At 65.1% G+C, this 12096-nt stretch carries 13 protein-coding genes; 3 read left to right on the top strand and 10 right to left on the bottom strand.

The genetic code is table 11. The features are described from left to right. Positions 1-42: 42 nt before the first annotated feature. The gene (gene murJ, locus PotMrB4_RS05400; protein ID WP_172432721.1) at positions 43-1581 is read right to left on the bottom strand and encodes a murein biosynthesis integral membrane protein MurJ; all 1539 of its coding nucleotides are present in this window, start codon (positions 1579-1581) and stop codon (positions 43-45) included. A gap of 234 nt (positions 1582-1815) precedes the next feature. On the opposite strand from murJ, the gene rpsT reads away from it, so the two are divergent. Then, entirely contained in the window at positions 1816-2091 is a 276-nt protein-coding gene (gene rpsT / locus PotMrB4_RS05395; RefSeq protein ID WP_028629627.1) for a 30S ribosomal protein S20, read from the top strand. 115 nt (positions 2092-2206) lie between these two features. Here rpsT and PotMrB4_RS05390 read toward each other — a convergent pair whose 3' ends face one another. The 5 genes from PotMrB4_RS05390 to rplU form a co-directional block, all read right to left on the bottom strand. Then, positions 2207-2671 (bottom strand): CreA family protein, encoded by a 465-nt coding sequence (locus tag PotMrB4_RS05390; RefSeq protein WP_172432720.1) that lies wholly within the window; start codon positions 2669-2671, stop codon positions 2207-2209. 12 nt (positions 2672-2683) lie between these two features. Further along, complete coding sequence (proB, locus tag PotMrB4_RS05385; protein ID WP_044410399.1) at positions 2684-3802, bottom strand: glutamate 5-kinase; 1119 nt, start codon at positions 3800-3802, stop codon at positions 2684-2686. Positions 3803-3885: 83 nt separating this feature from the next. Further along, positions 3886-5106 carry an Obg family GTPase CgtA gene (gene cgtA, locus PotMrB4_RS05380; RefSeq protein ID WP_044410402.1) on the bottom strand — a complete coding sequence of 407 codons (1221 nt, stop codon included), beginning with the start codon at positions 5104-5106 and terminating at the stop codon, positions 3886-3888. Positions 5107-5243: 137 nt separating this feature from the next. Next, positions 5244-5501, bottom strand: a complete 258-nt coding sequence (rpmA, locus tag PotMrB4_RS05375; RefSeq protein WP_044410405.1) for a 50S ribosomal protein L27 — start codon at positions 5499-5501, stop codon at positions 5244-5246. A 24-nt stretch (positions 5502-5525) separates the two neighbouring features. Continuing rightward, a complete protein-coding gene (rplU, locus tag PotMrB4_RS05370; protein ID WP_044410409.1) occupies positions 5526-5837 on the bottom strand; it encodes a 50S ribosomal protein L21 in 312 nt (103 codons plus the stop codon). Between the two features lie 244 nt (positions 5838-6081). Here rplU and PotMrB4_RS05365 point away from each other — a divergent pair, with 244 nt between their 5' ends. Next, a complete protein-coding gene (locus PotMrB4_RS05365) occupies positions 6082-7050 on the top strand; it encodes a polyprenyl synthetase family protein (RefSeq protein WP_074972986.1) in 969 nt (322 codons plus the stop codon). 147 nt (positions 7051-7197) lie between these two features. After that, positions 7198-7446: a PA4570 family protein gene (locus PotMrB4_RS05360; protein WP_044410414.1), complete on the top strand. Its 249-nt coding sequence runs from the start codon at positions 7198-7200 to the stop codon at positions 7444-7446. Between the two features lie 136 nt (positions 7447-7582). Here the strand turns inward: PotMrB4_RS05360 and PotMrB4_RS05355 are convergent, their stop codons facing one another. From PotMrB4_RS05355 to PotMrB4_RS05340, 4 genes are all read right to left on the bottom strand, one after another. Next, entirely contained in the window at positions 7583-8200 is a 618-nt protein-coding gene (locus PotMrB4_RS05355) for an FKBP-type peptidyl-prolyl cis-trans isomerase (RefSeq protein ID WP_044410417.1), read from the bottom strand. 122 nt (positions 8201-8322) lie between these two features. Next, on the bottom strand, positions 8323-8817 hold the full coding sequence (locus tag PotMrB4_RS05350) for a TIGR00645 family protein (protein WP_044410420.1): 495 nt from the start codon (positions 8815-8817) through the stop codon (positions 8323-8325). 181 nt (positions 8818-8998) lie between these two features. Beyond that, positions 8999-9340: a PA4575 family protein gene (locus PotMrB4_RS05345; protein ID WP_172432719.1), complete on the bottom strand. Its 342-nt coding sequence runs from the start codon at positions 9338-9340 to the stop codon at positions 8999-9001. Between the two features lie 208 nt (positions 9341-9548). Further along, a complete protein-coding gene (locus PotMrB4_RS05340) occupies positions 9549-12062 on the bottom strand; it encodes a Lon protease family protein (protein WP_172432718.1) in 2514 nt (837 codons plus the stop codon). Between the last annotated feature and the right edge of the window lie 34 nt (positions 12063-12096).

The following is a 12096-nucleotide window of genomic DNA, read 5'->3' as shown; positions in this document are numbered from 1 at the left end:
TCTGACGTGTCGCAAAGCCGCTCTCCGGAGGGCACAACCCCGCTATCGGACAGCCCGTCGGGCGAAGTGGCGGAGGCGGAAACCCAGCACCGCCAGGGTGGCGAAATAACTGCCCGCCCCGGCGACCACCAGCAGCATCAGCCGCGCCAGACGCTCGGGCATGCCACCGCTGTCCCAGGCCGGCAGCCAGGCAGCGCCCAGCACCAGGACCGCCCCCATCACCGCAACCGCTACCAGCAGCTTGAGCAGGAACACACCCCAGCCTGTCTGAGGCAGGAAAAGACGCTGCCGGCGCAATTGCCAGAACAGCAGCGCCGCGTTGAGGCAGGCCGCCAATCCGATGGCCAGGGCCAGGCCCGCATGCTGCAAGGGCCCGATCAGCACCAGGTTGAGCAACTGGGTCACCACCAGGGTCAGCAGGGCGATACGCACCGGGGTGCGGATGTTCTGCCGGGCATAGAAGCCGGGCGCCAGGACCTTCACCAGGATGATCCCGAGCAGACCGACGGCGTAGGCGATCAGCGCGCGCTGGGTCATCAGCGCGTCATGGGCGGTGAACTTGCCGTACTGGAACAGCGACACCGTCAGCGGCTCGGCGAGCAGCGCCAACGCCAGGGCGCAGGGCAGCACCAGCAGGAAGCACAGGCGCAGCCCCCAATCCAGCAGCTCGGAATAGGCCGTGCGGTCGTCATTGGCGTAGGTCTTGGCCAGCGACGGCAGCAGGATGGTGCCGAGCGCCACGCCAAGCACGCCGGAGGGCAGCTCCATCAGGCGGTCGGCGTAGTACATCCAGGACACCGAGCCGGCCACCAGGAAGGACGCGAAGATGGTGTTGATGATCAGCGAGATCTGGCTCACCGAGACCCCGAAGATCGCCGGCCCCATCTGCTTCAGCACCCGCCAGACGCCGGTATCGCGCAGGTTCAGGCGCGGCAGCACGAGCATGCCGATGCGCTTGAGCGCCGGCAGCTGGAACAGCAACTGGGCCAGCCCGCCCGCCAGGGTCGCCCAGGCCAGCGCCATCACCGGCGGATGGAAATAAGGCGTGAGGAACACCGCAAAGACGATCATCGCCACGTTCAGCAGCGTCGGCACGAAGGCCGGCACCGCGAAGCGGTTCCAGGTGTTCAGCACCGCGCCCGCCAGTGACGACAGCGAGATCAGGAAGATATAGGGAAAGGTGACCCGCAACAGGTCGGTGGTCAGCTCGAACTTCTCCTGGGTGTCGGTGAAGCCGGGAGCGGTGGCATAGATCACCCAGGGCGCCGCAAGAATGCCCAGCGCCGTGACCAGCGCCAGCGCCAGGGTCAGCAGCCCGGCCACGTAGGCGATGAAGGTCCGGGTCGCCTCCTCGCCCTGCTGGCTCTTGTACTCCGCCAGGATCGGGACGAAGGCCTGGGAGAACGCCCCCTCGGCGAAGATCCGCCGCAGCAGGTTGGGCAGCTTGAAGGCGACGAAGAAGGCATCCGTGGCCATGCCGGCACCGAAGGCACGCGCCACGATGGTGTCGCGAACGAAGCCCAGTACCCGCGACAGCATGGTGATGGAGCTGACGGCGGCCAGCGACTTGAGCAGATTCATGACGTAAAAGCTTGCATCCCAGGAGGCCGAAGGAAAGAATGCGCGACCGCAGAAGCCGACGCCCGGGCAGCCCCGGAGCGCGCGAGTGTAGAGCTGCGCAGCGAAGAAATCACGCTGCACGCTCGTCGCCCGCCACGGCAAGGGCACTCAACCGCCCTTGACATCGCCACAGTGCATCGGCATGATTCGCGGCCTTATTTGTTCGTATCCCCCCAGTTTCCGAGGAGCTTGACGGTGGCCAATACACCTTCTGCCAAAAAACGCGCGAAACAGGCTGAGAAGCGTCGTAGCCATAACGCCAGCCTGCGCTCCATGGTCCGTACCTACATCAAAAACGTAGTCAAGGCGCTCGACGCCAAGGACCTGCCCAAGGCCCAAGCAGCCTACACCGCTGCTGTACCGGTCATCGACCGCATGGCCGACAAAGGCATCATCCACAAGAACAAGGCCGCTCGTCACAAGAGCCGCCTGAACGCGCACATCAAGGCGCTGGGCCAGGCTGCTGCCTAAGCTCGTTCTTGTACGAAAAACCGGCCTGATGGCCGGTTTTTTATTGCCCGCGATTTGGCACTGCACATCCGCCAGGCAATAAAAAGCCCGGCGAACCGGGCTTTCCATCGTTGACTCAGGGCTTGTTCGGCCAGGGCATGATCGGAATGGCCGTCACCGCATTCTGCGGACTGCCCTCGATGACTCGGTCGCTGTAGACCAGATAGACGAGCGTATTGCGCTTGCGATCGAAGAAGCGCACCACCTGCATGGTCTTGAACACCAGCGAGGTGCGCTCCTTGAACACTTCTTCGCCATCCTTCAGCTCAGCCGTGAAACGCACCGGCCCCACCTGCCGACAGGCAATGGAAGCCTCTGCGCGATCCTCGGCCAGACCCAGGCCACCTTTCACGCCACCGGTCTTCGCTCGCGAGAGATAACAGGTCACCCCTTCCACCTTGGGATCGTCGAACGCCTCGATGACGATCTTGTCATTGGGCCCCAGCCACTTGAACACCGTGGAGACCGACCCGATCTCCTCGGCCGCCACCAGCAACGGCATCGCGGCCACGGCCGCCAGCAATCCCTTCAGAAGCCTCATGACACCTCCTCGTCAGACCAGGACCAGGTTGTCCCGGTGCACCAGTTCGGGCTCACCGACATAGCCCAGCAGCTTCTCCACCATCTCGGACGACTGCCCAATGATCTTCTGCGCTTCCAGAGCGCTGTAGTTCACCAGGCCACGCGCCACCTCGCCCCCCTCGGGGTCGACACAGACCACCATCTCACCGCGACGGAAGCTGCCCTGCACCGCCTTCACACCCACCGGCAGCAGGCTCTTGTGATCGGCACGCAGCGCCTTCACCGCCCCCGCATCCAGCACCAGGGTGCCGCGGGTCTGCAGGTGGCCGGCCAGCCACTGCTTGCGGGCGGCCAGCATGCCGCGCTCGGGCGCCAGGAGCGTACCCAGGCGCTCACCGCTCTTCAGGCGATCCAGCACGCGCTCGATACGGCCACCAACGATGATCGTGTGCGCCCCGGAGCGCGCCGCCAGGCGTGCTGCACGCAGCTTGGTCTGCATGCCACCGCGCCCCAGCGCACCACCGGTACCGCCCGCCACGGCGTCCAGCGCCGGGTCATCGGCACGCGCTTCGAAAATCAGCTGGGCATCGGGGTTGTGACGCGGATCGGCATCGAACATGCCATCGCGGTCGGTGAGGATGACCAGCAGGTCCGCCTCCACCAGGTTGGCCACCAGGGCCGCCAGGGTGTCGTTGTCACCGAAGCGGATCTCATCGGTGACAACCGTGTCGTTCTCGTTGATGACAGGAATCACGCCCAGGTCGACCAGTGCACGCAGGGTGCTGCGCGCATTGAGGTAGCGCTTGCGGTCGGAAAGGTCGTCGTGAGTCAGGAGGATCTGGGCGGTACCACGGCCATGCTCGGCAAAACTGGATTCCCAGGCCTGCACCAGCCCCATCTGCCCGACGGCAGCCGCAGCCTGCAGCTCGTGCATGGCCTTCGGGCGGGTGTTCCAGCCCAACCGACTCATGCCCGCCGCCACCGCGCCGGACGACACCAGCACCAGTTCGACGCCCGCGTTGCGCAGCGCCACCATCTGCTCCACCCACACCGCCATGGCATCGCGATCGAGGCCACGCCCATCAGCGGTCAGCAAAGCACTGCCGATCTTCACCACCCAGCGCTGCGCGCCAGTCACCTTGTCCCGCATATCTTCCAACCTTAGCTAGAAAGCCGTGCGGCCCATGGCGCACAGCCTATGGCGATCATCCGGTGCGCCCGAAGGCGCGGTCATCAGGGAACGTAGAAGATCTCCGGCCCGTCGCCGTCGTCCTCGTCATCAAAGAAATCATCGTCGTCATCGGCCTCGTCGGCACTCTTCAGACCGGCACGACGCAGCGCACGGCGATCATCCAGGGCCTGCAGGCGAGCACGTGCCTCGTCCTCGATGCGCTGATCCAGCTCGGCGAGCGACTCGGCGTAGGCCGGGTCCTCTTCCATGCGCAGGGTCCGCTCGTCGAGGTAACGCATGATCTCCTGGGAAAGCGCTTCGGTCCCCTCGCGCTCCAGGGCGGAGATGACGAATACGGGCCCTTCCCAACCGAGGCGCTGGATCACCTCTTTCATGCGCGCTTCGCGCTCTTCATCCAGCAGCTGGTCGGCCTTGTTCAGCACCAGCCAGCGATCACGCTCGGTCAGCGCCGGACTGAAGCGCCCCAGCTCCTCGACGATGGTCGCAGCCGCCTCGGCCGGATCGCTCTCGTCCAGCGGCGCCATGTCGACGATGTGCAGCAGCAGGCGCGTACGCGCCAGGTGCTTGAGGAAGCGAATCCCCAGGCCAGCTCCCTCGGCAGCGCCCTCGATCAACCCGGGGATGTCGGCCACGACGAAGCTCTTGAAGCGCCCGACGCTGACCACACCCAGGTTCGGCACCAGGGTGGTGAAGGGGTAATCCGCCACTTTCGGCTTGGCGGCCGACACCGCACGGATGAACGTGCTCTTGCCCGCATTCGGCAGGCCCAGCAGACCGACGTCAGCCAGCACCTTCAGCTCCAGCTTGAGGTCGCGGGACTCGCCCGGCTTGCCCTTGGTGGTCTGGCGCGGCGCGCGGTTGGTACTGGACTTGAAGCGAGTATTCCCCAGCCCGTGCCAACCACCCTGGGCCACCAGCAGGCGCTGACCGGGCACGGTCAGGTCACCGATGATTTCCTGGGTACCGGCATCGATCACCGTGGTGCCGACCGGCACCGGCAGGACAAGGTCTTCGCCCTTGCGGCCGGTGCAGTCCTTGCTGCCGCCGTTCTCGCCACGCTGGGCATCGAAACGACGGGTATAGCGGTAATCCACCAGGGTGTTGAGGTTCGGATCGGCTTCCATGTACACGGAACCGCCGTCGCCACCATCGCCACCGTTGGGGCCGCCTTTCTCAATGAATTTTTCGCGACGGAAACTCATCAGGCCATTGCCGCCGTCGCCTGCTTTTACAAAGATCGAAACTTCATCGACGAATTTCATCAGGAAGCCTCCCGCCACGGTGGCGGGCCAATTAAAAAGGAACACAAGGATACAGGGAGCCGGCGCTACGCGCAGTTTCCGCTGTCAGAAACAAAAAAGCCCCGTCGCGAGACAGGGCTTTTGCAGCGAGATCGCGATTAGGCCGCGACGACGCTCACGTACTTGCGACCGAAGGCGCCTTTGACCTCGAACTTCACAACGCCGTCCACTTTCGCGAACAGGGTGTGGTCCTTGCCCAGGCCAACGCCGACGCCGGCGTGGAACTTGGTGCCGCGCTGACGAACGATGATGTTGCCAGCCTTGATGACCTGGCCGCCGTACAGCTTCACGCCAAGGCGTTTACTTTCTGAGTCGCGACCGTTGCGGGTAGAACCGCCAGCTTTTTTGTGTGCCATGAGTCAAATCCTCCAAAAAGGAAATTAGGCCTGGATGCCGGTGATCTTGATTTCAGTGAACCACTGGCGGTGGCCCTGACGCTTCATGTGGTGCTTACGACGACGGAACTTGATGATGCGAACCTTGTCGTGACGGCCTTGAGAGACCACTTCGGCAACCACTTTGGCGCCATCGACAACCGGAGCGCCGATTTTCACGTCGTCGCCATTGCCGATCAGCAGAACGCGATCGAAAGTCACGGATTCGCCAGTGGCGACTTCCAGCTTCTCGATCTTCAGGAATTCACCTTCAGCGACTTTGTACTGCTTGCCGCCGGTAACGATAACTGCGTACATGGATTTTCTCCGTTAAACCTGCTCACCCGACGCTTTATAGAAAGAGGAATGGGTCGGCATGGCTGCATGGGGCCGGAACTGGAACCCGTGCAATTGCGTAAGGCAGGGAAATGCCCAAGGAAGTTCAGGGGCCGCGATTGTACGCAAGCCGCAAAAGCCGCGCAAGCACCGGCGGGGCTTGCCTTGACAGCCCCCTACCCGCCCCCTAGCATGCCGCGCATTCTCAAAGGAGCACCCCTCGCTGATGCAACCCCAGGCCTTCTACCGCGTGGTGGCGGACGATTTTACCGCAGTCGACGACATCATCCGTCGGCAACTCACCTCCCGCGTACCCCTGGTCGAGAAAATCGGCGACTACATCGTCTCCGCCGGCGGCAAGCGCCTGCGCCCGCTGCTGGTCCTGCTCAGCGGCAATGCCCTCGGATTCGGCGGCGACCAGCTGCGCCTGCTGGCCGCCACCATCGAATTCCTGCACACCTCCACCCTGCTGCACGATGACGTCGTCGATGCCTCGGGCCTGCGTCGCGGCCGCTCCACTGCCAATGCCCTGTGGGGCAACGCGCCGAGCGTGCTGGTGGGCGACTTCCTCTACGCGCGCTCCTTCGAAATGATGGTCGAGCTGGGCTCCATGCCGGTGATGCGCATCATTTCCCAGGCCACTCGCGTCATCGCCGAAGGTGAAGTGCTGCAGCTGTCGAAGATCCGCGACGCCAGCACCACCGAAGAGACCTATATGGAAGTCATCCGCGGCAAGACCGCGATGCTCTTCGAGGCCTCCACCCACAGTGCCGCCGTACTCGCCGGCGCCAGCGAAGCCCAGGCCGAAGCCCTGCGGACCTTCGGTGACTACCTGGGCATCGCCTTCCAACTGGTGGACGACCTGCTCGACTACCGTGGCGACGCCGCCACCCTCGGCAAGAACGTCGGCGACGACCTCGCCGAAGGCAAGCCGACCCTGCCGCTGATCGTCACCATGCGTGACGGCAGCCCCGAGCAGGCCGCACTGGTCCGCAAGGCCATCCAGCAAGGCGGCAGCCAAGACCTGGAAGGCATCCGCGAAGCCGTGGAAGCCGCCGGCGCCCTCGACTACACCGCCCGCCTCGCCCGCGACTATGCCGAGCGCGCCATTGCCTGCCTGGACGCCCTGCCGCCCAGCGAGCACCGCGACGCCATGATCGAGCTGACGCAGTTCGCCGTCGCCCGCACACACTGAGCCAAAGCGCTCACAGGGAAGCCCGCCTCACATGGCGGGCTTTTTCATGCCCGCAGGAAACGGCTGGCGACGAAAGGCACCGATAGACCCTTGCTATTTTGATAATAGGAATTATTCTCATCTCACAGCTTTTCAAGGAGATGAGCCATGACCTACCTGATCGATGCCTGGCTGGATCGCCCCCACCCCTACCTGCGCATCCTCCACCGTGAAACCGGGGAAATCTGCGCCGTGCTGGAAGAAGAAGCACTCGACGAACTGCGTGACCAGGGCGACCTCGACCTTGCCGGGTTGAATTCCAGCGAGCCGCTGGTGCTCAAGGAACTGGTGCGCAACCTCTTCCTGTTCTGCTACGCGCGGGCCTTGAGGCCGCAACAGGACGCCCACCTGGCATGACGGAGATCCGGGTGGTGCAGGACGCGCCACCCGCAAGCGGGCGCCCCGGGGCGCTCGCCTGCAAACGGGGCCGGAAAGGCCCCGCAGGTGCCCGGGCGGGCCAGGACGGCCAGCCCGGGCATCGCTCTTTGCGGGATCAGAGGATCGCCAGCAGCTCCACGTCGAACACCAGCACGCTGTGGGGCGGGATGCTGCCCACGCCCTGCGCGCCATAGGCCAGCTCGCTGGGCACGTGCAGGCGCCACTTGCTGCCGGCATTCATCAGTTGCAGGGCCTCGACCCAGCCCGGGATCACACCACCCACCGGGAACTCGGCCGGCTCGCCACGGTTGTAGGAGCTGTCGAACACGGTGCCGTCGATCAGCGTGCCGTGGTAGTGGGTGCGCACGGTGTCTTCGGCCGACGGCTTGGCGCCCTCGCCTGCCACCAGCACCTCGAACTGCAGGCCGGACGGCAGCACGGTCACGCCTTCACGCTTGGCGTTCTCCGCCAGGTAGGCACGGCCTTCGCCAGCCGCCGCTTCAGCCTTGGCCTGGGCCTGGGCCTGCATGCGCTCGCGGATGACCCGGAACGCCGCGTTCAGGTCGGCCGCGTCGACGCGGCTTTCCTGGCCGGCAAAGGCGTCGCGCAGGCCGGCGACCACCGCATCGATGCTCACGCCGGGCGGAGGGTTGTCACGGATCTGGTCACCCAACTGGCGGCCAATGCCGTAGCTGACGCGGGATTCATCACTGGAAAGATCGAGTTCGGACATGGCCGGGCTCCGCACAGGGAAAAAAGGTCGGCCAGACTAGCACAGCCCCCCGCACCGCCCTACCCCGGAAACGAAACCGCCCGCCGGCCTGGAAGGCGGGCGGGCGGCCGTTGCAGCAAGGTTCAGTGGCTGCTCTTGCTCATCTTGTCCAGGTAGCCCATGGCGAACGCCGAGACCACGAAGGTCATGTGCACCACCACGTACCAGAGGATCTTGTCGTTATCGATGTTCTGCGCATCCATGAAGACCCGCAGCAGGTGGATGGACGAGATCGCCACGATGGACGCCGCCACCTTCATCTTCAGCGAACCGGAGTCCATCTTGCCCAGCCAGCTGAGCTTCTCCTTGTTCTCGTCGATGTCCAGTTGCGACACGAAGTTCTCGTAGCCGGAGAACATCACCATCACCAGCAGGCCGCCCACCAGGGACATGTCGATCAGCGAGAGCAGCACCAGGATCAGCTCACCCTCGGTCTTCTCGAAGACGTGGGGAATGACGTGGTAGATCTCCTGGAAGAACTTCAGCGCCAGCGCCAGCAGCGCCAGCGACAGGCCGAAGTAGATGGGCGCCAGCAGCCAGCGCGCCGCGTACATCGAGTTTTCCAAAAAGCGTTCCATGAAGCCTCGCAGAAGGGGTGGAAATGGCGGCGAGTATAGCGAGCACTTTCCTACAGAAAAACAGAATGAAACGCCCGGAAATATCCCCGAAAGCTGTGGATAACCCTGTGCATGAGCACTGCAAGGATCGCTGCCGCCGCCTGCGCCTGCGGCCTTGCAACGGATGCTCGAAAAACCGCCATCAACTGTCGGGGCGTGACAGGCAATTCCCCAGCATGCGCCCTCGCGTCTGGTTCAGGCGACGCAGCTCCGCCTGCTGGTGCAGGCGCCAGGTCATGGGTTCCTCGCAGGGGCAGTAGCCCAGCTCGCCCAGGCAATCCGCGATGCTCGCCATCACCGACTCGGCGACGAAAGGCCCATGGAATGGGCCCTGGGCGCGAATGGCGGACGGTTGGGTGCCGGAAATGCCGGCCGCACAGATGAGGGTCCACAGACCGTTGTCACCGGCCAGCGGCAGGATCACGCATTCGATACGGGTGACCAGCCCCAGGCATTGACGGGTAAGGCAGAGGGTGCGGGACATGACGACATTCCTCGCGTGGACCTGGCGCCCAGCCTACACCCCAAAAACCTGGGAAAGCGAGGAATTCTTATCCACGCCTTCTGTGGATAACCCTGTGGAATGAATGTCGGCAAAACCGCCGAAGCGCCGCCCCGCCTGTGCTGCGGGGCCTTGCTCGAAGCCTGACCAGCCGCGCCCTCCCTGGCACGGCATCAAACCGTCTGTCAGATCATTCCGACGCCTTGCCAGCGTCGGCCGCAGGTGCCTTCCGGGTGGGCGCCTTGCGCTTCGGCTTGGCGGGCTCCGGCGCCTTCTCGGCAGCGACGGCAGCAGCAACAGCCTCCGCGTCCTTGACGGGGGCCTTCTCCTCTTCCTCCATGCCCATCTCGGCGATCTCCCGCAGGCGGGCCACCACGCGTGCATTGATGCTGCCCGCCGGGAAGCGGCCCTTCTCGTCCGGCGCACCGGCCGGCTCGCCCACCAGCAGGCTCAGGGCCTCGTCGGCCTGGCGCACGGCGTAGACATGGAACTGGCCCTTGCGCACGGCCTGCACCACCCGCTCGTCGAGCATCAGGTTAGTGACGTTGGCGTGGGGAATGATCACCCCCTGCTCACCCGTCAGCCCCCGGGCCTCGCACAGGCGGAAGAAGCCTTCGATCTTCTCGTTCACCCCGCCCACGGCCTGCACCTCGCCGAACTGGTTGATCGAACCGGTGATGGCGAAGCACTGCTTAAGCGGCGTACGCGACAGCGCCGAGATCAGCGTGCAGGCCTCGCCCAGGGAGGCGCTGTCGCCGTCCACATAGCCGTAGGACTGCTCCAGCGCGATGCTCGCGGAAATCTCCAGGGGAAACTCCTGGGCGTAGCGGCTGCCCAGGTAGCCGGTGAGGATCATCACCCCCTTGGAGTGGATCGGCTGGCCCAGGTTGACCTCGCGCTCGATGTCGACGATGCCCGAACCGCCGGGGTAGACGGTGGCGGAGATCCGCGCCGGCACGCCGAACGCCGAGTCCCCTACCTCCAGCACGGTGAGGCCGTTGCACTTGCCCACGGCCGCGCCCTCGGTGTCGATCAGGATGGTGCCGGCCAGCATGTCGTCGAGGATGCGCGCCGACACCCGGCCGGTGCGTGTGGCCTTGGCCTTCAGCGCCCGCTCCACGTGTTCGGCGTTGGTCACCGGCTCACCGGCCAGCTGACGCAGGAAGTCCGCCTCGCTGTGCAACTGGAACAGGTCGCCGATCTTCGCCGACAACCGCCGCTGGTTCTCCGCCAGGCGCACGCTGTAGGTCGCCAGGCGCGCCACGGCATCCGCGCTGAGCGGCGCCATGCCTTCCTCGGCAGTACGGGTCTTCAGCAACTGGGCGAACTGTTCCAGGGTCTCCTCGTTGAAGTCGATCTCTTCATCGAAGTCCACCAGTACCCGGAACATCTCCTGGAAGTCCGGGTCCAGGTCCTGCAGCGTGTAATACAACTGGCGCGACCCGATGATCACCACCTTCACCTGCAGCGGAATCACCTGGGGCGTCAGGGTCACGGTGGCCAGGCGGCCCAGCTCGGCCAGCGGCGACTCCATCTTCAGCTGGCGCGAATGCAGCGCGCGCTTCAGCGCATCCCAGACGAAGGGCTCGCTGAGCATCTTCTCCGCCTCCAGCACCAGGAACCCGCCGTTGGCGCGGTGCAGTGCACCCGGGCGCAGCTGGCGGTAGCTGGTGTAGAGCGCGCCCTGGTCGGTGCCGTACTCGATGCGACCGAACAGGTTGTCGTAGGTCGGGTGCGGCTCGAACACCACCGGCGCCCCGCTGCCATCGGGGTGCCCCACCACCAGGCTGGGGCAGTACTGCTCCTCCAGCATCTCGCGGCGCTGCACGTCCGGCTTGTCGTCCAGCAACTGGTCGACCACGGTCTTCAGCAGGTTCACCTGCATTGCCTGCAGATAAGCCACCACACCGGCGTTCTCCGCGTACTTCTCCGAGAGCGGCGCCAAGAGCGGCTGCAGCGCCTGGGTGATGGTCTCCTCGTTGAGCTGGCGCAGCTGGTTGCTCGACTCGCGCTTCCATTGCGGCAGGCTGGCCAGTTCCTCGTTGAGGCGCTCCTCCAGCAGCGCGATGTCATCGTGGAAGCGCTCGCGCTCGGCTTCCGGCAACTGGGCGAAGTCCGCCTCGTCCAGCGCCTTGCCGTCCTTCATCGGGGTGAAGGCGATGTTCGATGCATCGCGGTACAGCGCCACGTCCTTCTCCAGGGCCAGGCGCTCGATCACGTCCAGCGCGCGGTCATAGCGCTGGTTGAAGCCGCGGTCGATGGCGCTCTTCTTCTGCTGGAAGGTGGGCGTCTCGAACACTGCCGGGAAGGTGGCCAGCAGGTTATCCACAAGCTGGCCGATGTCGGCGATGAAGGCGTTCGCCTCGCCCGGCGGCAGGCGCAGCGCACGGGGCTCGCGGGGCTCGTCGAAATGGTTGACGTAGACCCAGTCCTCCGGGGTCGCCAGGCGCTTGCCCTCGGCCTTGAGGTAGCGCTGCACGAAGGAGAAGCGGCCGGTGCCCGGCTCGCCCATGACGTAGACGTTGTAGCCGGCGCGGGGCATCGCCACGCCGAATTGCAGGGCCTCCACCGCGCGCTCCTGGCCGAGCACGCCACGGAAGGGCTCGAGGTCGTCGGTGGTGGTGAAGGAGAACTGGCCGGCGTCGAAGCAGCGGGTGAGCGCCTCAGGAGCCAGGCGAAGGGAAGCAGCGAATGGAGCGGGCATCGGGAATCCTTGTGGGCGACGCGGGAGATGGCCG

The organism is Metapseudomonas otitidis (genome assembly GCF_011397855.1).
Classification (GTDB): Bacteria; Pseudomonadota; Gammaproteobacteria; order Pseudomonadales; family Pseudomonadaceae; genus Metapseudomonas; species Metapseudomonas otitidis.
The sequence above is the reverse complement of the archived record's forward strand: the minus strand, read 5'-3'. Positions and strand labels throughout refer to the sequence as shown.